Source organism: Chloroflexus aurantiacus J-10-fl, from assembly GCF_000018865.1.
GTDB classification, from domain to species: domain Bacteria; phylum Chloroflexota; class Chloroflexia; order Chloroflexales; family Chloroflexaceae; genus Chloroflexus; species Chloroflexus aurantiacus.
On record NC_010175.1, the window covers coordinates 634,002 to 660,192 of the forward strand.

Below are 26,191 nucleotides of genomic sequence, written 5' to 3' on the forward strand. Positions count from 1 at the left end.
AGCCATCTGGTATGCCCACCCGCCGTGTCGCTGTGGTGATAGAAGGGAGCACTGTGGGTGACAATCTATCCGCGTGCATCCGCCAAACCCGCGTCCATCCGTGTTCCCCCCCTCTCCCCGTCGCGCTCAATGCTCCGCACCGCTGTGGTGACGTAAGGTGGCAACTTGGATTATCATATCACTGCTTTTGCCCAGTATACCAGCCATCTTTTGATCAGACTGTACCGGTTGCAACTGGCGGGAGCATATTATAGGCTGTTATGCTCCCGCCAGTCCTGTAGACTACACTACACCATCATCAACCGATTGTCGAAAACGGTCAACAATCGTGGTTGCCGTCTGGCGAACGGTTGGTAAGAAGCAGACTTACTTCCCGTTCGCAGTGTTCATCAGAGCACAGGCCTCGGCCACAGCTGCGGCTGGATCGGCACCACCGTCGAGCACCTTGGTCATCGCATCACCGAACGGTCCCCAATAGTTGTCAAGCTCGGGGATCTGAGGCCGTGGCACGCCAGTTGCCGAAGCCTGCGCAAAGGCCTGCACCAGCGGATCGCTGATCTCGACCTTCGTGCTGACCGGAACGTGCCCGGCTTCGTCAACGTACACCTTCATCGACTCAGGGCTGGTCAGGAACATCGCCAACGCGACCGCGCCTGCAACATTCTGGCTGTTGATGCTGACGTAGAAACCATCCACACCGGTCAGCGGGCCAGCCGGTTTTGCAGCGCCCGGCATCGGAGCTACACCGAGATTATCACCCAACACGGCCCGGTAGTCACCAAGCACCCAGGGGCCGTTGATGATCATATCGGCCTTGCCATCTTTGAAGAGCGAGTCGGCCTGACCACCGTCGGTCGAGAAGGTCACCGTCGGAACTTCCTTCAGCGCCTTCAGGAAGGCAAACCACTCGGCACCACCGGCCTGATCGGCAATACACTTCCCATTGGCGTCCATCAACTGACCACCGAACGCCTGCAACCAGCCGAAATTGTGGTAGGCATTCTGGTTGAGCACCAGGGTGTTACCAGCTTTCACCAGCGCCAGCAATTCATCAGTAGTAGCCGGCGGGTTGGCAACCTTGCTCTTGTTGTAGTAGAGAGCAACTGCCTTGAACGACTCAGGAATCCCGTACAGCTTACCGTCAAGCGACATCCCGGCCACACCGGTCGGTGAAACATCGGTCAACTTGCTCTGATACTCGCTGAGATCGGCCAGCACCCCGGCACGGATCTGGCTGCCAAGACTGTCGTTCGGAGCAATAAACATATCAGGGCCACCACCTGATGAGACCTCATTGTTGAACTTGTTGAAAATCTGATCGAAGGGGATTTGGAGAACGTTGATGGTGGCATCAGGGTAAGCAGCACGTGCGCGATCAATCAGCATATTGATCGCTTTTTCCTCAGCACTTCCGGTACCGTAAGCATGCCAGAGAGTTACCGTACCGGTAATGGCCATACCATCACCGGTTGATGGGGCTGGCGCGGTCGTTGGTTGGGGAGCAGCGGTTGGTTGAGCAGCGGGGGCTTGACCACAGGCGGCCAGGATAGAGGCGAACAATGCCAATAAAGCGATGAGTGAAAACGACAGACGCTTCACAAGAGACTCCTTTGCTTGAGGCAACAATGCCCATACCTGATAATCGACGTACAACAGGCCTTAATCACTAATCACGCTCTGGTGATATGTCACCTCCTTTCACACCATTTGTCCCGTGTTGCAATATCGTTAATTCGCGACGGAGCTTGAGCAGTAACCGAATGAGGGTCTCGTGCTCGGTACTATCAAGCGTTGACCAACGTCGCCTGACGGATTCAGTGAATGCAGATCGAACCACCCCTAAATGCTCACGTCCCTGTCTGGTCAACACAATCCGCTGCACCCGCCGGTCACTGGCATCAGCAATTCGTTCGACCAAACCAAGAGCACTCAACCGATCAACCAGCCGGGTAGTGCTACTCTTATCGATTAGAAGATACTCACTCAGATCCGACAAACGCACGCCATTGTGCTCGGCCAGCAGCAGAAGGGCTGCGTACTGCGTGGGATTAAGCTGGAATTGACGGAGTACACGACGGTCACCGTCATCCAGCAAAACATAGACTTCCTGTATCATGCGGTGCTGCTCTGAGCCAGATGGCGTCATATAGTTGCAATGAACTTCATTGTCGACAGAATAGTTGTATAAAAAATTATTGTGTATGGGATTGTATCAGATGAGACGATGCTTGTCAAGTGGGTGCAGCACTTTTTGCAAGAACACTGTATAATACGAGAAGATTTCGGTGATAAACGATTGTGATGCATCACTATGGTAACGATCACCGTGCGCGACGTTGTGCGCCTGGCCCTACCCGAAGGTACAAATATTGTGGCTGGCGCTGCCGGGTTAGGGCGTCAGGTCAGTTGGATTGCAACGTTACGTGCAACCCTACCGGCCTTTGCCGAACTCCGTGGCGGCGAATTAGCCTTACTATCAGTTGAAGCTGCCCTGGCCCTTGATCCTCGGCTTACCCTTGCCGTGCTCGTTCGTCGTCTGGCGCAGGCACCGGTGCCAATTGCAGGTGTGGCGGTCCTGGGCACTATTACGCCCGAAGATCAGCAGGCTGCCGAAGATGCCCGCTTGCCTTTGCTCCAGCTTCCCGAAGGGGTTGACTTACGTGAAGTAGAGCGTGAAATCACCCGCCTTATTACCGATTATGAAGCCCAATTTGAGCGTCGGGCCGCTCGTCTGTACGATCTGCTGACCCAGTGCTCTCTACAAGGTGGCGGAATAAGCGGTCTGCTCGATATTTTGCACGAACGTACCGGTCAGAGCGTGGCTTTCTACGCCTCGAATGGCGTGTTACGTGCCCAACGTGGGCGGGGGCAATCGCGGCTGGCATTACAAGCGCTGCGGCCAAATGGACGGGGTGAAACGACGCTGCTTAACCAGCAAATCTGGGTCGAACCAATTGGTAATTCAGGTTTGCCAATCGGGTATGTTGCGATTGCCGGTACGCTACTCGATCCGTGGGATCGCACCGCGGCACAGCGCGGTGCACTGGCACTGGCGCTTGAGCTGGCGAAAGAGCAGGCGGTACAGGCTGCCGAGGAACGTCTACGCGGTGATTTTATTGCCGGGATTCTGGCCGGCGCACCCGGTGATCTGGCCGCAGTGATCCAGCGTGGTCAGGAATTGGGATATACCCTTCATCTGCCCCATACGGCGATGCTGGTACATATTGATGATGCCAGCACCGCAACACTGGCTCGCGCAGCAACGAACATTCAGAATGAACTGAAACGTCTAGGCGTGAACGCACCAATCTCTCGTCGTGAGAGTAATGTGCTTTGTATGCTGCCTACGACCAGCGTTACGCGCCTGCGAGAGCTAACAGAGCAATTGCGCGAACGGTTACGGCTCGATCATCCAAATGTCGTGATCGCAATCGGCACCCCTGCAACTCATTTGACCGAGTGGCGCCGTTCAGTCGAAGAAGCAGAGCAATCGCTTAGCCTTGGCCGGCAGATTTTTGGCAACGACCGGGTGCTGGCGTTCGGCGATCTCGGTGTGTATCGCCTGTTGATCCGTCTCCGTGAAACGCCTGAGTTGTGGTCATTCTACCGGGAGACGCTCTCGAGTCTGGCCGAGTACGACAAACGCCAACACGCCGATCTGATTAAGACACTCGAAGCCTATTTCAATCATCTTGGCAATCTACGGGCAACTTCAGAAGCATTGCACGTCCACCGGAATACGCTGCTCTACCGCCTCGAACGCATTAAAGAGATTAGTGGCATGGACCTCGACAACGCCGAGGAACATTTTGCCCTCTGGCTGGCTGTACGTGCACATCGCATCCTGGCAACGCTTGAGGAGTGATAGCAAATCTGGCAGAGAGGTCAGGGCACGGGTTCCAAATACCCTGGTGGTGCATCTGAGTACGGATGCGTTGCATCATCGTTTCCGCTGCACCGTTTGGAGTGCGGAAGCACGGATTCGGCATCTGCCATGCTTACTACCAGGCGATTGTTGCCACGCAGTTGACTCGCTCCGCAGGGGAATTCTCGCCTGCGCTCGCTCACGACCAGTGCTACTGTCACAGAACAAGCGCGAAAGGAGAATGGTGGGCAGACTGAAAGCCCGATCCACGATTCGTGCCACCGCTCGCACGCAGTCTGCTCATCAGGGGTGATCAAGCCTGACAGACGTGCTCTGCCTGCACGTCGTCCTCGTGACCGGTGGGGTAAACCGTTGTGACCCGCGCATGATCGTGATCACGACTGGCGCAACAGCTACGCTGCGGCACTCTACATGATACGACACAGGCACCTCTGTCTGGTAAAGGTATCTTCTCCGCAAGGTGATCAGGGCAGGACGAGTGCGTGACGGTCACGCATCCCCGTTTTACATCACTCCCCATTCGCCGCATCGTTACCCAATATCACCACAATATCGGCCTGACTGCTGATGCCCGGCGGTGAACCAACGACCAGATCAGCACCGAGTAGTTGGGCAAGCCGACGTGCAGTGAAAGGGGTGTTCCCAATTTGATATACGACGGTACGCGGGTACTCCCCAGGTGGTGCATCAGCCGGTGAGAGGAGTGTAAAACCGTTTGCCGCCAGCTTTTCGCTGGTACGACGGGCCAGCCCTACCACCCCGGCCCCGTTAAACACCTGCACCTGCGCCTGTTCGCTTGCCTCTCCGGGTGGCGTCAGCCAGCGCGTGACCAATGCCGCCACATCGTTAGCATCCCAGATCAGGTTAGAGCCATTTGTCTGCACTGCGACGGTTCCCGGTTCAATCCGATAACGTCCGATCAGGGCCGGATCGAGATTTGCTGCGATCCGTGCTACTGCCAGCAATGTATCAACATTCGCTATCGGCAGAGTCGTGACTATTGCCGGTGTCTCACCATCCTGCGTGATCGCGTCACGTAAGCGCGGGATCAGGAGGATGCGCTCAAACCAGTTACGCTGCTGTATCTCCTGGACGATAGCCTGCACCACCTGTTGCTGGCGCTCGGTGCGGCCAAAATCACTATCAGCATGACGGGTGCGAGCGTAGATGAGTGCCCGTGCGCCATCCATTCGTTGAGGGCCGGGTTCAAACTCAACCCGCATGACTCCGTAGTCAGGAGTCGGATACGCCTCATCAACAATCCGCCGCGGCACATCAATCGTAATCCCGCCGAGTGCATCAATCAGGGCAGCAAAGCCGTCGAAGTCAACCTGCACGACGTAATCAACCCGCATGCCGCGCTGATCAAAATTGAGGAAGCGACTCACGGTGTCGGCAGCGTAGGCCATACCGGCCTGTTCCGGTGTCACCCCATCGCCGTACAGTTCGGTAGCATGTCGATACCCGTAAGCGTAAGCAGCGTTGATCTTGCTGGGACCAAGCTCATCCAGTTCAACCTGCGTATCGCGTGGAATCGAAAGTAAGTTAACCCAACCCCCCATCCCGTCAAACCGGATCAGCATCAAGGTATCACTACGCACTCCCTCTTCTGGGCGGTCACGCCGGATATCAACCCCGACAACCAGAATATTCGCGCCAAGTAATGGTGAAGAGAGTGCCGGGCCACGGGGATCAGACACCACAACACGCTGCGCCAGTTGCCAGACCTGCCAGTAGCCAAGGCCGATCACCAGGATGATTATCGTCATCAGCCCCAGAAGTATCCGGCCCAGCGCCCAGCGTCGTCGCGGTGGGGTAGATGGAGAACCGGATGGTGCATTCAGGCGACGCATCACCCGGGTTTCGCCGGTGTAAGGAGTGCCACCACGAGGTGTAACATATTGTCCATTTGATGGTTTGTCTGGCATACGATTGCTCACGTAATATATTTTCTTCGCTCAATAATACGTGATAGTGATTTCGGATACATCAGACCGGAGTATAATGCCTGTGCAATAACAATTTGCAGCGAGTACTGATGTAGGAGCTTCCCGGGAAACAGTATTTACCAGGTCACGTTTTTGAGCTATACATTGCGCCAGGGAATGCTCTTCATTGTTGAGCCTCGCAGGGACTGGAAAAGATGACCGGCGTCAATTCCTGTTGGATAAACACTGACCACCGATGGATCGCTACATCTAGCAGGTTATTTTAGGACACATGTTCAATGTGGTCAACGTTCGCCGTAATATCGGAAAACCGCTCGCTTCAGTGTTGTGACCGATCACTGATATAGTGTGGCGCGTACTAACCTTAATCTCGGTCAATTGAATGAGATTGAAGCATGTGAGGAGCACATCATGGAAGTAGGTTTGATCGGACTTGGTCGGATGGGCGCGAACATGGCAATTCGCTTGCGGCGCGGCGGTCATCGGGTGATTGTATATAACCGGACGGTGGCCAAAGCGCGCGAACTGGCGGCAGAACACGATTTGATCGCAGCCGAAGAGCTGTCCGACCTGGTAGCAATGCTCACCCCACCGCGTGTTGTCTGGTTGATGCTACCGGCTGGTAGCGCAACTGATGAGCATCTGGCAGCCCTAACCCCGCTCCTGACGCCGGGAGATATTGTGATCGACGGTGCCAACAACAACTATAAAGCCAGCATCGCTCATGCCGAACAGTTGACAGCCCAGGGGCTGCGCTTCCTCGATATCGGGGTAAGTGGTGGTATCTGGGGTTTGCAAATCGGCTACTGCCTGATGGTCGGCGGTGACGAAGAAACCTTCCACTACGTTGAGCCACTCTTGCAAACGCTCGCGCCACCAGAGGGATACCTCCTCTGTGGGCCGCATGGTGCCGGACACTTCGTCAAAATGATCCACAACGGCATTGAATACGGTATGATGCAAGCGTATGCCGAAGGTTTTGAAATCTTGCGCCAGTCCCGCTACGATTTCGACCTCGCCAAAATCAGTCATCTCTGGAACCAGGGCAGTGTCGTTCGTTCGTGGTTGCTGGAATTAGCCGAACGTGCGTTCACAGCCGATGCCGATCTGTCCAGTATCCGGGGCTATGTTGAAGACAGTGGTGAAGGGCGCTGGACAGTTCAGGAGAGCATCGATCTCGATGTACCGGCACCAATTATCACCCTGTCGTTACAGATGCGTTTCCGTTCACGGCAAGAAGACAGCTTCAGCATGAAGGTGCTGGCCGCTTTGCGCCAGCAGTTTGGTGGCCACGCCGTCAAGAAGGTGGAGTAGATCAACGTGACAACCAATGTCCTGGACAATCCGCTCCGGGCCGGACTACGGATAGGGCGTACCCCTGAACCCTGTACAATGGTCATCTTCGGCGCCAGTGGTGACCTGACCAGTCGCAAACTGGTGCCGGCCCTCTACAATCTGGCCCGTGAGCGCCGCCTGCCTGGCGGCTTCTCAGTCGTGGGGTTTGCCCGTCGCGATTGGACAGACGAAACATTCCGCGAACTGTTGCGCGAAGCGGTTAATGCCAATTCACGCTCTGGCGCAGTTGATCCAGATTTATGGGCAAGTTTTGCGCAAGGCATTCAATATCATCGCGGTAGTTTTGACGATGCAGATGCCTATACCCGTCTGGCCGAACGACTGGCAACTATCGATGCCGAGCGTGGGACCGGCGGGAATAGAGTCTTTTACCTGGCGACCCCTCCTGAAGCCTACCCAACCATCATCGCCCAACTAGGCGCGCATGGTCTGGCGCATTCGCATGGTTGGACGCGGATCATTATCGAAAAGCCGTTTGGGCACGATCTGAACAGTGCCCAGGCACTCAATGCCGAGGTTTTGTCGGTCTTCAGCGAAGATCAGGTCTATCGCATTGACCACTATCTCGGCAAAGAGACGGTGCAAAATATCTTGATTTTTCGCTTTGCGAACGGCATCTTCGAGCCGATCTGGAATCGGAGCCATATTGACCATGTCCAGATCACGGTTGCCGAAACCATCGGGGTTGAAGATCGCGGCGGCTATTACGACACCTCAGGTGCGTTGCGCGACATGATCCAGAACCACCTGATGCAATTGCTGTGTCTGGTGGCCATGGAACCGCCGGCAGTCTATGATGCCGATGCAGTTCGTGACGAAAAGGTGAAGGTGCTGCGCGCAATCCGGCCATTGTCGGTCAATGATACGGTACGTGGTCAGTACGGGCCGGGTAGTGCCAATGGCCGACCGGTGCGGGGGTATCGGGAAGAGAAGGGGGTTTCGCCAACTTCACAGACCGAAACCTACGTCGCCCTGAAACTCTTCATCGACAACTGGCGCTGGGCCGGGGTGCCATTCTATCTACGCAGTGGCAAGCGACTCCCGCGTCGGGTAAGCGAGATTGCGATCCAGTTCAAAGCGGCACCGACAATGATCTTTGCCGATACGCCACTGAACGATCTTGAACCCAACGTCTTGGCGATGAAGATTCAACCCGATGAAGGCATCTCGCTGAAATTCAGTTCAAAGGTGCCGGGTCAACCACAAATCCGTCCGGTCACTATGGATTTCCGCTACGGTGCCTCGTTTGGGGTCACCTCGCCCGAAGCCTACGAACGCCTCTTGCTCGATTGTATGCTCGGCGATGGTACACTGTTCACGCGACGCGATGAGGTCGAGACCAGTTGGGCATTGTTAACCCCTATTTTGCGCGACTGGGCCGAAGGTCCGCCACAACCGTTTCCCAATTACGAGGCGGGGAGTTGGGGACCCGCCGCAGCCGATGAATTTATCGCTCGCGATGGCCGATTCTGGCGGCGATTGTGACATGGTGGAAAACTATGAGTGAGGTGGCAATCGATATCAGCGCCATCGAGCGTGAATTACGCCAGATGTGGCAAGAGCAGGCCAACCATCCCGACGCCGGTGGCCAGGCAGTGATACGGGCGCTGACAGTCAACCTGATCGTGCGCGCACCAGATGATTCCTGGGCCGAACAGATACTGGCAGTAGCGCCAGAACTGACGGCACAGCATCCCAATCGTACCGTTGTGGTTATCGACCAGCCCGGCACACCACCAATGTTGCAAGCCAATGTCCAGGCCCTCTGCACACTCACGAATGCCGGATGTCCTCAGGTGTGCGGTGAGCAGATCACAATTCACTCCCGTGGCACCCCAGCCGGTCAATTGTCCGGCATCGTCCTGCCCTTACTGGTTCCCGATCTACCGGTGGTGCTATGGGCACCCGGGCCTCAGCCACTGGCTCAGCCATTGATCCAACGCCTGTATCGGCTATGTGATCGGCTGATTGTTGACTCAACCACCTTTGCCGATCCGATTGCAGAACTGGCCGATCTGGCAATCTTTGAACAACGGGCAAACGGAGCACCGGCGGTGAGTGATCTGGGATGGACACGACTGACACCGTGGCGTGAGTTAACGGCTCAGTTCTTTGACACCCGATCATTTCTGCCCCATCTGCATCGGATTGATGAGATCGAGATAGAGTATGCTGCCGATGCAGTAGCGAATCCGGTAGCCGCCCTGCTATTCGTAGGCTGGCTGGCCAGTTGTCTAAAGTGGACGCCACTTAAAGATGCGGTTGGAATTGAAGGCGATAGTATCCGACTCTACCTGCGCCGACCGGCGGTTGGGGTTGGCCCGGCGGCCATTCGGCTGGTGAGTGTTACCATTCGCCCCGCGCCAGATCGACACGGTGAAGGGCTACAACGGATCAGCTTGCGGGCCATTGATAATCAACGGGCCGAGTTTGTCGTTGAGGCAACTGATGATGCCGGTCATGCCTGTACGCGGGCAACGATTGCCGGTGCCAGCCCTATTGAACGCACCGCAAAGATTGATCATGCAACGCTGGCCGATCTCTTAAGTAGTGAACTGCGCCTGCTGAGTAGAGACCGCACCTTTGCCGCAGCACTCGGTCTGGCCGGCGGCCTGGCCCGTCGTTTGGTCAATCGTAATAACACTGCGCATTGACGAGACGACCTCGGCTATCGGTCGGTCCAATTGGTACAGTAGACAAGATATATGGGGCGTTGATCTTCAACATCTAGCCGAAACAACCTGCTGGAACAGGTGGAAGTAGTATCTTAACCCAAGTTGCTACCTTTATCACCACAGAGGACACAGAGGATGGGCATAACTCGAGTTACTACCGTAAGGCATGATGTAGCGCGTTGATGGGAACTGGCTGCTATCCACATGGTTCATTCAGTTCAATCACACTGCATGGTGTTGTGCTTAGGGTTGTGCTGTTCATTATAGCAGTCAGTTCCACGTGGCCTGCTCATAGCGTAGGTAGCAACTTGAGTTATCTTATCCATTATGGGTTTGGGGATAGTGTAAACCCTTCTGGAGAGTATAGATACGCATAATTGCATAGAAGCCAGGATCAAACCGATGTTTCCTTTCACTGAACTTATCTTCAGCCCAATAGGCGTAGGATTACTGGTTCTGATGTTACTGTTAGAATGGCTAACTCTTGTCCAGATCAAGTGGCAACCACTGTTTCGTGCGTTAGGAGATGCGGCTATCGCCAGCACGGTTTCCGCAATCGTCACCTTATTGCTTGGTCAACTGTTGCTGGCGCTGGTCAATCCGCTGGCCGTTATCGTAGCGGCTTTTGCGCTGGCGGTAGCAGTTGAAGGCTTTGTGTTTATGCTGATCCGCAAACGCAAAGCAGCCGCGAGTTATATGGCAGCATTGGTCGCCAATACCGTGTCGTTCATTTTCTTCCTTATCTTCTATCTATCGTTCCTGGTGATGTGATAAACACTAGAAGTTGTGCGTCCGTGGGAACTGGCTGCTACCCACATCGTCATGCGGTTGCACTGCACGGTGTTGAGCATCAACGTCGTGCTATTCATCCTGGCAGTCAGCCTCCGAGGCCTGTTCACAGTAGGGGCGGGTTCTAAACTCGCCCCTACTGTGTCCATCACATTGTCACCGCGATGGATTATTCATGATGTCGTTGCGGCAGAAAAAGCGGGAGGGCGAGAGAACACGTGTTGGATCGCATGGAATTATGAAAGTGATCAAATGCCGTATCCATACCAGTGCGATGCGCGCCCACCGTCGAGCATGGTAGGTGCAGAAATCACCCTTCCGCACGCCAGACAACGCAATCTCCGGGATGCTACGGTCAGGCATGCCGCTACACCCCCAACGCTGCACGCAATCGCTGCTGTTCCTGAGCGACGGTTGTCAGCAGCGCATCACGCTCTGCCGGTGACAAGAATGTGGCCCGGACAGCCGTGAGCGTCATACGGCAAAAATCATCCGCCGTGAAGCCGAAATGGTGAGCGATCCGCCGAAACTCTTCGCTCAGCGTTGTCTCGAAGAATGTTGGGTCATCAGAATTGATGGTAACCGGCACACCGGCATTGTACAATTGACGCAACGGGTGGGTTTGCCAGGACGTGACAGCTTTCGTGCGGATATTGCTGCTCGGACAGACATCGAGCACCACGTCACGCTCGGCCAGTGCTTTCAGTAAGAGCGGGTCTTCTACACTGCGAATGCCGTGACCAATACGAGAAACCTCCAGTACATCAATTGCCCCCCAAACACTGGCCGGCCCAACAACTTCACCGGCGTGCGCCATCAACCCTAAACCTGCACGACGGGCAGCCGCAAACAACTCGGCAAACTCTTCCGGCGGATGACCAATTTCATTACCGCCAATCGACCATCCCACCACACCGAGCGAACGACAGGCGATGGCCGTTTCGAGGATCGGCCAGGCTGCCTCGGCGCCGTATTGTCGGCCATAGTCAAGCACAATCCCAACGTGAGGTCCGCCCTGACGCCTGGCACGCGCAAAACCGGATGCTGCTCCGGCCAGCGCTTCGCGGAGATCAACGCCCCGCCGAACATGTTGCATCGGCGAAATCATGACTTCAGCGTAAGCCACGTATTGACGGGCCAGGGCCATTCCCAGCTCAAACGCCAGTAATTCAAAATCCTCACCGGAAACGATGGTTGCCGCCAGGGCCATAAATGTTTCCAGAAAATTGTGAAAATCGTCGTAGTGGAAGAGGGCAAGCAGTTCTTCTTCGGTCTGCACTGGGAGGGAGATATTATTACGCCGACTCAAAGCCAAAAAGGTCTGCGGCATCACCGCACCTTCCAGATGAAGATGAAGTTCAACTTTGGGCATACGCTCAATGAACGCCGCCAGTTCAGCCGTCAGCATAATCTCGCCCCCTTTCCAAAACGCAGATGTACGGTATTGTACCGGATATTGCAGTGCGACGAAACAACGAAATGAGCAAGTACGTTCTGAAATTCAGCTCATTGATCATCGACAAGCCAGGACGTGGCGCAAACGCACATCAGATCTGGGTCAGCAGGGTGAACGATGCGATACGCCCCTGGCAGAGAGTACGGGGGAGCGGAAACACCACTTCCGTCCGCCAGACCGCGCATGGAAGGTAGCCAATCCGGTGCATGATGATCCCGAATCGCTGCTGTTTCATGCAGGTAGTGGCAGCTTTTGACGATTGACGCGCTCGTGGGGTACAATCAGGCAAGGTCTGGACTGATGAGGATGTAACGATATCCATGAAAAACCTTTCTGGTTCACAATCTATCGAGCGCGTGGCTCCCCTCAGTGCCCGTTCCTTACAGGCACTGATCCGCACAATGCGACCACGGCAATGGATCAAAAATATCTTCGTCTTTGCTGCAATTGCTTTTTCGGAAGGACGCCTCTGGTATACCGAGCCTGTTCAGTTACTGCGGGTTATTGGGGCATTTATCGCTTTTTGTATGGCGGCCAGTGCAATTTACCTGATTAACGATCTGGTAGACATTGAAAAAGACCGTGCCCATCCCAAGAAACGCCATCGTCCACTGGCAGCCGGTATTCTTAGTCCCACGCTAGCGATGGTTACTGCGGCAATCCTGATCATCGCAGTTTTTCCGTTTGCATTCTGGCTCGATGGTGATCTTGATTTTATGCTGGTATTGGCTATCTATATCGCCGTCCAGGGCTTTCTCTACAGTTACTGGCTAAAGAATGTTGTCATTTTTGATATTCTGATTATTGCGGCGGGCTTCATTTTACGGGCAGTTGCCGGTGCGGTGGTGATTGATATTGTTATTACACCCTGGCTGATTGTCTGTATGGGATTGCTGGCCCTCTTCCTCGGCATTGGTAAGCGCCGACACGAGCTAAAATTGCTTGAAGATGGTGCCGGTAATCATCGCCGTATTCTGGACGAATACTCCATCCCGTTGCTTGATCAGATGCAGGCTATTGTGACTGCCAGTATTGTGATGGCATATAGCATGACGGCTTTCTCGGCACCGGTTGCACCCCAAAAACCGTTTCCGATGTTGATGATCACCATTCCGTTTGTCGTGTATGCCATCTTTCGTTACCTGTACCTGATCCATCAACGTGACGGTGGAGGTGCACCCGAAGACCTGGTGTTGCAAGATCGGCCACTGGCCCTGAGTATTGTATTATGGGGCGTCACTGTATTGGGTGTTTTAGTACTGTTTCCATCGTAAACGGCTGTGTATACCTTCATCAAATTTGGTGGCTCGGTTATTACCGATAAGACAGGGCGCGAAGCTGCTGATCTGGTGGTGATCGAACGCCTGGCACACGCTGTAGCAGAGGCACGTGCTGCCGATCCGAACCTGGCGTTGGTGCTGGGGCATGGCAGTGGCTCGTTTGGGCACCACTATGCGGCACGCTATGGCGTTCATCGTGGGATACCTTTAAGTGCCGATCATACGGGTTTTGCCCTTACCGCGGCAGCGGCCCTGCGCCTCAATCGGATTGTGGTCGATACATTGCTGGCTGCGCAGGTGCCGGCAGTCAGCTTTCAACCGTCGGCTTCTCTGCAAAGTACCAATGGTCAGATCATTACCTGGGAGACCGCCCCAATTGCCGAGGCATTGCAACGCAGGCTGGTGCCGGTTATTCATGGTGATGTGGCGTTTGATACCGCTCAGGGTACGGCGATTATCTCTACCGAAGCGCTGCTCAGCTTTCTTGCCCTACGCAGCCCGTTACAACCGCGCCGTATTATTCTGGTCGGTGAAGCAGCCGTGTATACTGCCGATCCGCACCGTGATCCTACCGCTCAACCAATCCCGCTGATTAATCAGGAAAATATTGCTCAGGTCTTAGTGATGACCGGTGGCTCACGGGCTGCTGATGTGACCGGTGGTATGCGGAGTAAGATCGAATTGATGTGGCACTTAATCGAGCGATTGCCAGAATTGGAAGTTACGCTTATTGGGCCAGACCCGGCATTACTTACCGCTGCACTCCTCGGTCAATCACTTGCCATGGGCACGGTGATAAAGAGATGGTGACACCCGATCAACAGATTCGCCAGCGCAGCACTGCCTGGCAACGACTTGAGGAACTGATTGATCGTGCCAGGGGCGGTATTGCTCAGTTGTCGGCAGCCGAATTGCAAGAACTCGGGCAACTGTACCGTCAGACCTGTACCGATCTGGCAATTGCCCGCCGTGATTATCCCGATCATCTGTTGACCAGCTATCTCAACCAGCTTGTTGCCCGTGCTCATGGAGTGGTCTATCGCTACAGTCTCAACGAACCGCAGCGCATTGTTACCTTTTTTCGCTTTACACTCCCCCAAACCTTTCGCGCAACCTGGCCAATGACACTCGTCGCAGCAATACTGCTTTTACTGCCGGCAATAGCAGCCTTCATCACGACATTTCGCGATCCTGCGTTAGGCGAAGTCCTTATTCCCGGTATTGAGGTTCTGGTTGATCAGATTCGCGCCGGTGAAGAGTGGTGGTTACGGATTAATGAAGGGCCGGCTGCCGCTACCGCTGAAATTATGACCAACAACATCAATGTTGCCATCAGAGCATTTGCCGGCGGTGTGACATTTGGCCTGTACACGGCGTACATTCTGGTTATCAACGGCCTGCTTCTTGGCACGGTGAGTGGCATTGCACAACGCCTCGATTTTGCCCCTAATCTCTGGGGGTTCGTTGTTGGCCATATAACGCTCGAACTCAGTGCCATCTTTATTGCCGGTGGTGCTGGATTGCAACTGGGTTGGGCAATCCTGCGGCCAGGTCTGCTCAGCCGGCGTCAGGCGCTGGTTGTTGCAGGCCGGCGGGCTGTTGTGCTACTCATCGGCTGTGGGCTGATACTGATTGGGGCTGGACTTATCGAAGGGTTTATTTCACCAACCGGATTGCCATTTATTGTTAAGCTAATCGTTTCAATAGGTTCGGGTGTATTGTTGTACACCTACCTGCTATTCAGTGGTCATCACAGATAAGCTGTAGATGGCACACGGCAGGCACGGAAGTATCTATCGCACCCAACGATGGGTCACAGACACCCTGAGCGCGGAAGATGTTCCCCTGCAACAGCTATCATCACTGCGTCGCACGTTCAGGCTTTCTTTAGCGCCTGATCAGCCGGATCGACTCGACAAGTACCGCTCCGCCATCACCCAGAGCAACCGGGTCGAAGCGAAGCCCCCCGATCTGTGTCAGTCGTTCACGTATCTCATCGAATGGAAGGCGATAGGTTGCCATTTCCATTCCCGTCAGGGTAAAGCGCAACGAATAATCTTCGTCGGTTCGCCCGGCTGGATCGATCACGAAGATTTGAGCATCGCGGTTGGTGGTTGTCGTCGCCAGTCGTACCTCTATCGCCTCAATATCAGCCGTAGCGAGAAGTAGTGGCGGACTGGTCAGCATGGGATCGAGGGTGGGGATCATATGCCAGCCTACCTCAGTCAGGGTATCGACCTCAACACCACCGACCTGCCAGCCCCAGCGACCATGACGAAAATCCCATCCTTCGGCAACTGCCAGTTCGTTGGCCCGTGGGATCAGCCGGTACGTCGGCAAATCTGCCGGCAGTGGAGCCAGACGCAACATTCCCTGCACCGGTGCGTAACAGCGGGCCACCGTCTCGGCGCTCAAACCAAAGCGCTCGGCTGGCGTCGGTGGCTGATCGGGAGGGGCGGGCAATGGACGCTGAGCCTCATCGGCGATGATCACTGCATAGCCAGCAGTGAGCGTCGCCTCGATTCGCTGCTGAATGCGGGAACAGGCCGCTTCCCAATCACCATTACTGGCCGTCATTGCCTGGTTCAGGCCGTATACGTTATCGTGCTGCCAGTAGTGCGGTAAATATAATTCGAGCACCCCATCGGGCACGATTATCAAATCACCGGGTTGACTGATTGCGGCCAGCGCTGCGGCAATTCGTCGCTGAAGATCGCGCCCGGCTGCACCGCGCTCGATGATAGTCGGTAGATTAAGCGCCAGCAGGCTGAGCGACAACAACAGACCAACCCAACCGATCCACCTGACAGTCAATGCCGCGCTCAGCAAGAGTGCTAACGGTGGTAAACAGGCGATCCAGAACTCGATATTGTCAGGTTCCCACCACAGGAAAAAGAGACCATACACCCCGAGCCAGCCGACAATTCCGGCCCGCAATGGCAACGGCAAGCGCGCAATACCCTCTCTGCCAGTGACAAGCAGCCCTATACCGGCCAGGCCGATCACACCACCGCCAAAGAATGCCAGGGTCGCACTCCAACCTTTCAACAGACCAATCAATTTCGATCCATCAATCGCACCACCCCAGAAGCCGGTCTGCGCGTAACCCGTCAACCATAACCAGATGTCTTCCCAACGGCGCATCCCGCTGACCCCAATCGCCACCCAAAGATAGGCACTACCGACTACTATCAACAGCGGGATCAGGTATGAGACGAACAATCGCAGCCGACGTTGAAGGTTCGTTTCGGCCAGCACGATAGTTAGAAAGATCGGCACTGATAGCAGGACATTCGTCTGATGCCCCAACACCGCCAGCCCTTGCGTCATACCGAGCCAGATCGATAGATGCGTCGTGGGCTGTTGCGCCATCTTAAACAGCAGCCATAGCACACCGATCAGGGCTATAGCTGCCAGCGTGTATACCTCGACTTCTACCGCGTAATACCAGTAGGCATAGCTAAAACCAACCCATAGGGTTGCTGCGAGTGCCGCCATGCCTGATCCGGTCACGCTACGACAGATCGCAAACAGAAAAGAGACACCAATTGCCCCGGCAACCGCATTCACCAATTGCAACCAGATTTCAACACTGCCTTGCCAGCCCAGCGCAGTCGCGATGGCACGGATCACCGCCCCCAGCGGCCCATACAGCAGATGGTGAGGATGAAACAATTCAGGCCATGGCTTGCGATCAACATCGAGAATATATGAAAGCGCATCGTAGGTATGGACTTCGGTCAAAGTCGCGCTGTAGAGGCCCGCAAAGGCCACACCAAGCAGCAGTACCGACCAATAGGGGGATAGTCTGCGCTGTTTTCCAATTGGATCAAGAATGGTCATATACGGTGAACTCATGAAAAGCTAATGTGTTTTGAGGCAAAATAAAACAATGTAGCGATAGCATGTACCTGACAGCGCCTGCACGGAAGTTGTTTCATTCATACCAGGCAGCAACTACTCTCGTTTACGCGCACAGTGAGATAGCGATGGAGAACAAAAGTGATGCTTCCGTACCCATCGTATCTGAACCAGGCGTGCAAAAATAGATCAAGTCTTCCCGGTCACACACGGCTCCGACGTACTTCCTGGTGCGACCGAGCGACAGGTAAGCACTAAGATAATATCAAATCTTGCGTGATACTGTACATCACGGCACCAACCGAGCATTGATCTGCGGGTATCCGCTGCATCCGCGAAAATCTGTGGGGATCATTTGTGGAACAAGGAGGCAAGCAGATCTACCGTTAACCGGTAATCTGCTGCTAACGATACGTATCGTGCAAATCACAGGGCGGAGAGTGCAGATTAGATTGCGTACCAGGCACCGTATCTTACCAGATTTGATGTAATTATCTGTAACTAATACGTGTGAGCTGATGGAATACAAGCAGAGGGCCTGTACTGCACACCGGGGTGTTACCGTGGCACTTGTTGATCGCTGAGGCAACAGTGTTATTCTTGTAGCTCTTGAACCACAATCTGATCGCCAACTACCGTGTTAGTTGCTGCAATCACACCCACCGGCAATTCAAGCACATAGCGAGCCTGGCGATGACCGGCATAGATGCGCCATGGCGGTAAATCGGGATACAGTGCCACAACGGTACCGTTCCGATCAACAAAGATTGCGTCGATAGCAAACCGCATAAACAGCATATGAATGCTATTACACGGTTCAATCAACAGGCCACCACCGACCGGCAATGACTGGCGGCCAAGCAGACCGCGACCACGGGCGAAAAACGAGCGCGCCACCTCGCACTGACTGGCAAGGATGGCGCGTCGGGTCTGATTCACAACCTGTACCATACGAGCCTTAATTTCCCATCCCACTATTCATCACACCAAGTGCCTGCATAATCCGCGGTACTGCCGGTCCCAAAATCACCACAAACAATGCGGGGAAAATCAGGAACACCATCGGAATCAGCATCTTCACTGGCGCCTTCTGAGCTGCCTCTTCAGCGCGCTGGCGACGGCGGACACGCAACTGGTCTGATTGGATGCGCAGAATCTTCGACATCGACACACCCAGTTGGTCAGCCTGGATCACAGCCGAGACGAAGGTCTGTACATCTTCAACACCGGTGCGGGTGACTAGATCACGCAAAGCTTCGCGGCGGGTACGACCGAGACGAATATCCTGCAGAACGCGCTGAAATTCACGCGACAACTCATTATCCCATTTTTGGGCAACGCGCTGAAGCGCGAGATCGAACGCCAGACCGGCTTCAACGCTGATACAGAGCAAATCCAGCGCGTCAGGCAATGCCTTCAGGATATTCTTTTTGCGCTCCTTAATCTTGCGGTCGAGCCAGATGCCGGGCAGAATATAACCAATCATCCCAGCGATCAGAGCACCCATCAAAGCCTGCATGAATGGCAATCGTCCAAAAACCAGCAAGCCAATAACGACAAACAAGACAATCGCCAGTGCCATGCGCAGCCCGATAAACATATTGGGCGAGATATTACCGGGGTTGCCGGCCAACTGAAGATTGATCCGCAAGCGCTCTTGATTCTGTTTCAGACCGAAGCGGCCAAGCGTATTCAGCAACGAGCGAAACAGCGGTACCAATACCCGTTCACGGAACGGTTGCTGCAATTCCAGCTCTTCGAGCGAAAGTGAAATATCGGTATACTGATCGAGACGCTCACTAATCGCTCGCGACTGATTCATCTGTCTGACGGCAACGATGATCAGCGACGCCCCTATGACGACAATCCCGGCTACGATCAACAAATCCATCATCGCCGCACCTCACACTTCGATATCGATAATCTTTTGGATGGCAAAGTAGCCCATCGCAATCATAAACAGTGACGCTACCGGCATACAACACCATGCTTGAGGCGGAAAACCAAACGTGAAGAGCGGGGCCATATAGTCAGGATTGACAACCGTGATAAACATTGCCAGACCAATCGGCAAACCGGTAATGATCCACGATGAGATGCGCCCCTGCGCAGTAAGCGTTGAAATCTCACCCTTGATCCGCACTCGTTCACGGATGGTATGACCGATAGTATCAAGGATTTGGGCCAGATTACCACCGACCTCCATCTGAATAGTTACTGCCGTAATCAAGAGATCGAGGTCATCAGATGGCATGCGACGCAAAAGATTCTGTAACGCCTCTTCCGTTGAGCGACCAAGACCAACTTCCTGGACAACACGGCGAAATTCAGTTGCAGCCGGCGGTGGCGCTTCCCGCGAAACCATATCGAGGGTTTGTAGAAAGCTGTAGCCGCCACGCAAGGCATTCGCCATCATAGTGATAACGTCGCCCAACTGATTGTTGAAGGCCTTGATCCGCTGCGCTGCACGCATGTTGACATAGAGATTCGGCAGAAACGAGAACACAATGGCCGCGGCAGTAGCAGCTCCGATCTGAGCCAGAAAATTTGCGCGTCCCAAAATGAAACCAAATACCACGCCAAGCAGAGCAGCACCGAGCTTCAAACCAATAAACTCTGCTACTGTCAGCTTCAAATCAGCACGGGCCAGCTCGCGTTGGATGGAGCTACCCTGCTTACTCTTCGCAACGACAGCATCAATACGTTCAATAGCCTGACGTGCAATCGGCTCATTTGAGCGTTCCTGGGCTTTACCGCCGGCAAACGTTTCCAGGCGCTGTGCCACATCCGCAGTTGCCGACTGACGCATTAACACAACGACAGTGATCACCAACAGAAACAGAAGTAACCCCAGGGCACCCAACGTCACCGGCATCATCTCAGGCGAGAGCAACAAATCCATACGTGCGCCACCTCCTTCTCACGCCGCCAATCGTCGCGGTAGTTAGAAACTGAAACGTTCCGACGAGCCAAAAATGGTCGGCGGCAGGAAGATGTTGAGCGCCTCGAACTTTTCGAGAAAACGTGGTCGAACCCCGGTTGGGCGCAACTGACCAACAATCTTCCCTTTTTCATCAATACCGGTTTGTTCAAAGACAAAGATGTCTTGCAAGACAACCACATCACCTTCCATGCCAGCGACTTCGGTGATCTGGGTAACTTTGCGCGAGCCATCTTTCAGGCGTGATTGCTGGACGAAGACATGAATAGCCGAAGCAATCTGCTCACGGATCGCCCGTGCCGGCAAGTCCATACCAGCCATCAGACACATTGTTTCAATACGACTCACCGCATCGCGTGGCGTATTGGCGTGAATGGTCGTCATTGAACCGTCGTGACCGGTATTCATTGCCTGCAACATGTCGAGGGTCTCGCCACCACGACACTCACCGACAATAATCCGTTCTGGTCGCATACGTAGACAGTTAATAACCAGGTCACGGATTGTCACCTCGCCTTTTCCTTCCACATTTGGTGGTCGCGACTCAAGCGTCACCACATGATCCTGGCGTAACTGCAATTCAGCGGCATTTTCAACCGTGATAATCCGTTCATCTTCAGGGATAAACGACGAGAGCACATTCAGCAAGGTAGTTTTCCCTGAGCCGGTACCACCGGCAACGACAATATTCAAACGGGCCTGAACACAAGCTGCCAGGAAATCGGCCATGTCTTGCGACATCGAGCCGAAGCGCACCAGGTCCTGCACGGTCAGTTTATCTTTGCGGAACTTACGAATGGTGATGGTTGGCCCATTGAGTGCCAGCGGCCGAATGACAACATTAACGCGCGAGCCATCCTTTAGGCGGGCATCGACCATCGGTGACGACTCATCGACCCGACGACCAAGCGGCGCGACAATGCGGTCGATAATCCGCATGACGTGATCATCATCGGTGAAGGTAATATCGGTTTTGATCAACTTACCCTTCTTCTCGATATACACCTGTTTCGGGCCGTTGACCATAATTTCGCTGACATCTTCATCAGCCAGCAGTGGTTCGATTGGGCCAAGACCGATAATATCGGCAGTGATACTCTCAAACAGACGCTGGCGTTCGGTGCGCGAAAGGACAATACTCTCGCTGTCGAGGATCGCATTAAAAATCTCCTCAACCTGTTTGCGCACCTTTGCCGGGTTACTCAAATCAATTTGAGGATTCAATTCGTTAATCAAACGATCCTGCACCCGCGAGCGCAACTCGCGAAACGTGTCATCGGTACCAAAAGCACCAACCGGCGGTTGCAAGCGACCTGTTGCTTCTGGTCGGACTGGGGTTCGTGGCACAGCCGGTTCGGTTGTTGCAGGAACACCACCACCAATTCGCTTCAACAACGACATTGCGCTCACCTTTCTCAGTGGTAAAGCAGCGTATCAGGCAGAATCCGGTATTGTTTATCGCCGGGGGATCAAATTACCGAATAAGCCACTGCGCTGCTTTGAACTCTCTTTCGCTGCTGCCTCTTTACTCGCCTTGGCTACCAATTCACGGGCCAGGTTCATGATGTCTTTTGCTACCTGATGGTTTGGCTTTGCCAGCACCAATGGCGTTCCCTGATTAATCGAGAGCGTCATCTCCTGAGCGGCATCACCGATCTGCAACGCCAGCTTACGTTGAAGGTGCTTCTCGACATCTTCGGCCCGAATCCCGGTACGATTGGTCGCTTTGTTGAGTACCAGCATGACCTTATCGTTGGGATAACCGAGCAGATCAGCCACCTCAAGGAAGAGCTTGACATTACGGATACAGTGCATCTCAAGCGTCATGAGGGTGATTACCCGCTGCGCCAGGTCGAGGGCAGCCAGCGAGCGATCCTGGAACGAAGCCGGTGTATCGACGATAACGTAATCGAACTCCTGGCGGATAGCTTCGAGAATGGCACGGATGTGATCGGCGGAGACTAATTCGCCACGCTGCGGATCAGGGGGGGGCCAGCAATACCTTCACCTGCGTGGGATGGGTAGCCATCACGTCATTCAACAGATCGCGATCAAGCCCTTCAATCCGTGATGCAACATCGAGAATTGTCTTATCGGTGCGTAGATTCAGCAGGACACTGAGATCACCAAAGATCACATTCCCATCGACCAGCGCCACCTTTTTATTAGTTTGCTGGCGAATGGCTACGGCCAGATTAGCCGCAATCGATGAGACCCCAACCCCACCTTTCGGACTAAATACGGCAAAGATCTGGCCGTCAACAGTGGGTTGAGCACCAGGCACTTGTCCACCAGGGGCACCAACCGGAGCTATCGGTCGGGTCATTGCCAGACGGGCCACATGGCGGATCGACCGGTAAAGATCATCGGCGCTGATCGGCTTAATCAGAAACTCGCGGGCGCCCGCCAGCATTGCTCGCCGAATATAATCGGTTTCGCCCTGCACGCTCATGATAATGACTTGTATGCCCGGATCATTGGTTAGAATCGCTTCTGTAGCCGCGATCCCATCCATATCGGGCATATTAATGTCCATCAAAATAACCTGTGGACGATGCTGGCGAGCAAGCGCAATTGCTTCACGTCCGTTGCTTGCTTTGGCAACGACTTCAATATCCTTCTCAAAGAATAGTAGCTTTTCGAGCTGATCGCGAGTATCGATCACGTCATCAACGATCATTACTCGAATCTTATCGCCTTCGCTCATGCTCTAGCTCCTCAGATGGCCTCGTCGTTCAAAAACGGACGTGAGTTGTGGCAAACGATCAAGACAGTTTATGACTATATGATAGAATGCTACGATGTCATTGTACCTCAGAGCTGCCGCTCATGGAATAGGTTATGGCAGCGGAGTTGGGGTTGGTTCAGGTACAAAGACCTCGTCTTCACCGTAAACCCGCGGTGGCAAGGGACGCGGCAGGGGCAGACCGTACTCGCGCACCAACAGATCGAGGGTGACACCACTGGTCGACTCAATAGCGTCGTCGTTTGCCCCACGCAGCGCCAGCACAATCCGGGCCTGTGACTGTAACGCAAACTCCAGCAGTTCAATTTCCTGATCGGTCAAGGCCAGCACAACAACCCATACCCCTTCAGTTAACGTGCTAGGCGTTGTAGCCCCACCTTCAGCAGTCTGAGCACCAGTAATCGGCTGCCCTGATGCATCAACTTGTGGCAGACTCGACGAAGCAGGTGGTGTAACGGCCTCAGTAGTGGTTTCTTCTCCCTCTGTGGGAGCCGGTAGCGCAGGGCGCACAATTTGCAATACCTGAGCACGCTGAATGATCGTCTTGGTAGAGAAGAAGGTCTGATTTTCGCCGTACTGGTACTCCCGTACAAGCTGGTCGACGTCATTCACGGTAATAACCTGCACAGGGCCGGGACGGATAATCTGGCGTTCAACTGAAAACGTAGCAATCACGTCAACAAAGTCATTGACGGCAACCTGATCGGCAACACCCGACAGGCTGTTAACAATCAGCGGATAGGCTTTTACCTGAGCCTGACCAGGTTCAGCAGTAGGTATACGCTGCGCCAGACCGGCTTCACGAATATTATCTTTCCGGATCGATTGTCCGGCTACAACCGGATTGATCAACAGTTTGCCCAAAACATCATTAATGTTGCTAAATTCGTTTGCTTCGTCAAATTCGGTTACCGGTACTTCAACAACATCAAGCAAAGAAGGATCATTCAATAGTGTATTGGCCTCGAGATCGACACGGGCCTGAACGACTGACACCAATGGCACTGCTGTCGGCGGTGGAGGTACTTCGGGTGTTTGTGAGGTGGTGGATGTTGCAGCCCCGCCGCGTAACAGCAAGAAAGCCGCCAATCCACCGATAATGACGATAAGTCCGATCAGTAGAAACAGTAATGCGCCACGTCGCATAGAAGGCAACCTTCCTGTTCAGAGCGAAGTCAGGTGACTCCGCGCATTGCGTTGCCATTATAGCATACGCAAGCAAGAGGTGACAGGAATGTGACACCTTACTTTAGTACTTTACGTGGCCTGGTACTGAATGGCTATTAAGTTTCTAGTCGGTCAGCGAATTCACACAGATTGCATGATACTTTTAGTACCTTCAGTAAGATTAGCCTCACAGTCTATGTCCAGAGAACAATACTGCGCTTGATAATTCACACTATTTTAGTAACCTTACGACAAATAGTCGTTTTCTCCATCCAGAAAGCGAGCAATTGTCTGATAACATGCTGCCGGTTCCTCAACCATAGGTACATGACCACAATTGGGAATGAAGACCACCTGTACATCCGGTAAAACACGACTGAGCATCTCGACATTGACCGGTGGAAAGACCGGATCGTCACTGCCACTAATCAGAACAACCGGCGGTAATGGAAGTTGCAATAGTCGTTTCAGACGGGGATGTCCCATAATGGCTGCGGTCTCGATAGCTACCAGCGGATCCATTGCCGCCAGATCGGCAATGCCTTGCGCCAGCAATGAACGGTCAAGCGGTTGTCGCACCAGCGGTCGCGCCAGGAGGTCCGGCGTTGGTGGCAATGCCCAGAGTGCCTGTCGCCAGGTAGAGGTATATTCCCACCAGGGACGCCACCATACCAGCAATGGTCGCCAGTAAGCCGCAGCCACCTGCCACTGTGCGCCGGCCAGCGTGACCAGTGCATCCTCGTACAGGTTAGCGCCAATCCCAAAACTCACCAGGCCGAGACGCTCTACCCGTGCACCGGCCAGACCAGCGACAGCAAGCGCCACTGCGGCGCCGAGAGAATGGCCCACTAATGCAAATCGATCAATATCCAGAGCATCGGCCACTGCCAGCACCGCCCGCGCAGACGACTCCAGAGAAACCGGTTCGAGCGGTGCCGGAGATGCGCCACAACCGGGAAGGTCAATTGCGATCAGGCGCCGGTTGGGTAAGAACGCTGGTGCCGCCTGCCAGTAACGGCTGGAAGCACCCCAGCCGTGGATAAAGATCAGAGGACGCCCCTGCCCGGAAACCCGAAAGGCGACCGGACCGAGTGGACTTTCAATTTCCCAGAGTGTTGAAGATGTTGACATGACAAACCTCCTCTGTTTGCAATATCCACTATAATCCCAGACAGTTACAGGCATTGACATTTGTCTCATCCAGCGTTGAAAGGCTGTATGATGATGGATGGCATCCACGTAACGATTACCCGATAGTCTGACGATTGTGACTACGAACACTATGTGCACAGGGAAATAATCTGCAAGAGTGCCTGCTGCCTGCATGTATGATCTGACGTCAAGCCATTTATCGCGACAAAAAACGATATGTCATCAATCATTCACAACCTTGTCAATGATCTGGCCGCAATGGCAGCCCCGCCTCACACGGTGAATATGTATGCTCATCAGGCTGCCGATGAGCAGGAGGCGCACGGCAATGCTATTCGGCGAAACAATCTGGTTCTGGCCCTCACGCTGGCGTTAGAACGCGGCCCTGATCTGTTGCTGATTGGCGAGGCACCCGGTTACAATGGTGCTCGTCGCACCGGCGTGCCTTTTACCAGTGAACAGATTCTGTTAGCCGGAGTTGACCCACCGGGTCAGTTTGGCACCACTCGTGGGTTTGCCCTGGCAACAACCGATGGTCGCATCTCGCGGGAGCAAACGGCAACCATTGTGTATCGTGAGCTACAAGCGCTGAATCGCTTTGCAGTCGGTTGGAATGCGTTTCCGCTGCATCCGCACCGACCTGGCCAACCGCAGAGCAATCGCACCCCACTTCAGCGTGAAGTGATGCTTGGCTTGCCCTTCCTGTTGCGGTTTTGCCTGCTTTTTCCTCGTTGCCCGGTAGTGGCGATGGGGCGTATCGCCGATCAGGCGCTCTCCCGCCTCGGTATTGTCCATGCCGTAGTCCGCCATCCAGCCCAGGGTGGGGCGCAGATGTTTGCCGCAGGGTTGCGTCGTCTGTTCATGCAGAGTGACGAGTCAACACCTGCGCAAAATCCGGTATAATGCAACAAACGCATTAATTGACAAAGAAAC

The 26,191-nt window shown here is 54.2% G+C and carries 23 protein-coding genes; 10 read left to right on the plus strand and 13 right to left on the minus strand.

Annotation, left to right across the window (positions count from 1 at the left end):
• Positions 1-366: 366 nt before the first annotated feature.
• Positions 367-1,599, minus strand: coding sequence for an extracellular solute-binding protein (locus CAUR_RS02525; RefSeq protein WP_012256400.1), 1,233 nt, complete (start codon positions 1,597-1,599; stop codon positions 367-369).
• Between the two features lie 67 nt (positions 1,600-1,666).
• Complete coding sequence (locus tag CAUR_RS02530; protein ID WP_242605036.1) at positions 1,667-2,116, minus strand: MarR family winged helix-turn-helix transcriptional regulator; 450 nt, start codon at positions 2,114-2,116, stop codon at positions 1,667-1,669.
• Positions 2,117-2,311: 195 nt separating this feature from the next.
• On the opposite strand from CAUR_RS02530, the gene CAUR_RS02535 reads away from it, so the two are divergent.
• The gene (locus CAUR_RS02535; RefSeq protein WP_012256402.1) at positions 2,312-3,865 is read left to right on the plus strand and encodes a PucR family transcriptional regulator; all 1,554 of its coding nucleotides are present in this window, start codon (positions 2,312-2,314) and stop codon (positions 3,863-3,865) included.
• 530 nt (positions 3,866-4,395) lie between these two features.
• Here CAUR_RS02535 and CAUR_RS02540 read toward each other — a convergent pair.
• Positions 4,396-5,814 carry an LCP family protein gene (locus CAUR_RS02540; RefSeq protein WP_012256403.1) on the minus strand — a complete coding sequence of 473 codons (1,419 nt, stop codon included), beginning with the start codon at positions 5,812-5,814 and terminating at the stop codon, positions 4,396-4,398.
• Positions 5,815-6,246: 432 nt separating this feature from the next.
• On the opposite strand from CAUR_RS02540, the gene gnd reads away from it, so the two are divergent.
• From gnd to CAUR_RS02560, 4 genes are all read left to right on the plus strand, one after another.
• The gene (gnd, locus tag CAUR_RS02545) at positions 6,247-7,149 is read left to right on the plus strand and encodes a phosphogluconate dehydrogenase (NAD(+)-dependent, decarboxylating) (protein ID WP_012256404.1); all 903 of its coding nucleotides are present in this window, start codon (positions 6,247-6,249) and stop codon (positions 7,147-7,149) included.
• Between the two features lie 6 nt (positions 7,150-7,155).
• On the plus strand, positions 7,156-8,676 hold the full coding sequence (gene zwf, locus CAUR_RS02550) for a glucose-6-phosphate dehydrogenase (protein ID WP_012256405.1): 1,521 nt from the start codon (positions 7,156-7,158) through the stop codon (positions 8,674-8,676).
• Positions 8,677-8,690: 14 nt separating this feature from the next.
• On the plus strand, positions 8,691-9,845 hold the full coding sequence (locus tag CAUR_RS02555) for a glucose-6-phosphate dehydrogenase assembly protein OpcA (protein ID WP_012256406.1): 1,155 nt from the start codon (positions 8,691-8,693) through the stop codon (positions 9,843-9,845).
• 423 nt (positions 9,846-10,268) lie between these two features.
• On the plus strand, positions 10,269-10,637 hold the full coding sequence (locus CAUR_RS02560; RefSeq protein WP_012256407.1) for a hypothetical protein: 369 nt from the start codon (positions 10,269-10,271) through the stop codon (positions 10,635-10,637).
• Between the two features lie 385 nt (positions 10,638-11,022).
• Here the strand turns inward: CAUR_RS02560 and add are convergent, their stop codons facing one another.
• Positions 11,023-12,063, minus strand: coding sequence for an adenosine deaminase (gene add, locus CAUR_RS02565; protein ID WP_012256408.1), 1,041 nt, complete (start codon positions 12,061-12,063; stop codon positions 11,023-11,025).
• Between the two features lie 368 nt (positions 12,064-12,431).
• On the opposite strand from add, the gene CAUR_RS02570 reads away from it, so the two are divergent.
• Genes CAUR_RS02570 through CAUR_RS02580 form a run of 3 tightly spaced genes read left to right on the plus strand, consistent with a single transcriptional unit; the run spans position 12,432 to position 15,151 of the window.
• Complete coding sequence (locus tag CAUR_RS02570) at positions 12,432-13,385, plus strand: decaprenyl-phosphate phosphoribosyltransferase (RefSeq protein ID WP_012256409.1); 954 nt, start codon at positions 12,432-12,434, stop codon at positions 13,383-13,385.
• A 6-nt stretch (positions 13,386-13,391) separates the two neighbouring features.
• Positions 13,392-14,201 (plus strand): isopentenyl phosphate kinase, encoded by an 810-nt coding sequence (locus CAUR_RS02575; protein ID WP_012256410.1) that lies wholly within the window; start codon positions 13,392-13,394, stop codon positions 14,199-14,201.
• Positions 14,195-15,151: a stage II sporulation protein M gene (locus tag CAUR_RS02580; protein WP_012256411.1), complete on the plus strand. Its 957-nt coding sequence runs from the start codon at positions 14,195-14,197 to the stop codon at positions 15,149-15,151. The genes CAUR_RS02575 and CAUR_RS02580 overlap by 7 nt, the downstream gene beginning before the upstream one ends.
• Before the next feature lie 127 nt (positions 15,152-15,278).
• On the opposite strand, the gene CAUR_RS02585 is transcribed toward CAUR_RS02580, so the two are convergent.
• The 6 genes from CAUR_RS02585 to CAUR_RS21415 all read right to left on the minus strand — a co-directional run bounded on the left by CAUR_RS02585 (position 15,279) and on the right by CAUR_RS21415 (position 22,008).
• Positions 15,279-17,234, minus strand: a complete 1,956-nt coding sequence (locus tag CAUR_RS02585; RefSeq protein ID WP_012660456.1) for a glycosyltransferase family 39 protein — start codon at positions 17,232-17,234, stop codon at positions 15,279-15,281.
• 612 nt (positions 17,235-17,846) lie between these two features.
• Positions 17,847-18,203 carry a DUF192 domain-containing protein gene (locus tag CAUR_RS02590; protein ID WP_012660457.1) on the minus strand — a complete coding sequence of 119 codons (357 nt, stop codon included), beginning with the start codon at positions 18,201-18,203 and terminating at the stop codon, positions 17,847-17,849.
• Between the two features lie 7 nt (positions 18,204-18,210).
• Entirely contained in the window at positions 18,211-19,146 is a 936-nt protein-coding gene (locus CAUR_RS02595) for a type II secretion system F family protein (RefSeq protein WP_012256414.1), read from the minus strand.
• A gap of 9 nt (positions 19,147-19,155) precedes the next feature.
• The gene (locus CAUR_RS02600; RefSeq protein ID WP_012256415.1) at positions 19,156-20,154 is read right to left on the minus strand and encodes a type II secretion system F family protein; all 999 of its coding nucleotides are present in this window, start codon (positions 20,152-20,154) and stop codon (positions 19,156-19,158) included.
• A gap of 42 nt (positions 20,155-20,196) precedes the next feature.
• On the minus strand, positions 20,197-21,594 hold the full coding sequence (locus CAUR_RS02605) for a TadA family conjugal transfer-associated ATPase (RefSeq protein WP_012256416.1): 1,398 nt from the start codon (positions 21,592-21,594) through the stop codon (positions 20,197-20,199).
• Between the two features lie 54 nt (positions 21,595-21,648).
• On the minus strand, positions 21,649-22,008 hold the full coding sequence (locus tag CAUR_RS21415; RefSeq protein ID WP_242605037.1) for a CpaE/TadZ family protein: 360 nt from the start codon (positions 22,006-22,008) through the stop codon (positions 21,649-21,651).
• On the opposite strand from CAUR_RS21415, the gene CAUR_RS21420 reads away from it, so the two are divergent.
• The gene (locus tag CAUR_RS21420) at positions 22,003-22,158 is read left to right on the plus strand and encodes a hypothetical protein (protein WP_242605038.1); all 156 of its coding nucleotides are present in this window, start codon (positions 22,003-22,005) and stop codon (positions 22,156-22,158) included. The two genes, CAUR_RS21415 and CAUR_RS21420, sit on opposite strands and share 6 nt — an antisense overlap.
• Before the next feature lie 16 nt (positions 22,159-22,174).
• Here the strand turns inward: CAUR_RS21420 and CAUR_RS21425 are convergent, their stop codons facing one another.
• The 3 genes from CAUR_RS21425 to CAUR_RS02620 form a co-directional block, all read right to left on the minus strand.
• Entirely contained in the window at positions 22,175-22,900 is a 726-nt protein-coding gene (locus CAUR_RS21425) for a CpaE/TadZ family protein (RefSeq protein WP_242605039.1), read from the minus strand.
• 132 nt (positions 22,901-23,032) lie between these two features.
• Complete coding sequence (cpaB, locus tag CAUR_RS02615) at positions 23,033-24,085, minus strand: Flp pilus assembly protein CpaB (RefSeq protein WP_012256417.1); 1,053 nt, start codon at positions 24,083-24,085, stop codon at positions 23,033-23,035.
• Positions 24,086-24,352: 267 nt separating this feature from the next.
• Positions 24,353-25,237, minus strand: coding sequence for an alpha/beta fold hydrolase (locus CAUR_RS02620; RefSeq protein WP_012256418.1), 885 nt, complete (start codon positions 25,235-25,237; stop codon positions 24,353-24,355).
• A gap of 237 nt (positions 25,238-25,474) precedes the next feature.
• On the opposite strand from CAUR_RS02620, the gene CAUR_RS02625 reads away from it, so the two are divergent.
• Complete coding sequence (locus tag CAUR_RS02625; protein WP_012256419.1) at positions 25,475-26,161, plus strand: uracil-DNA glycosylase; 687 nt, start codon at positions 25,475-25,477, stop codon at positions 26,159-26,161.
• Positions 26,162-26,191 lie beyond the last annotated feature (30 nt).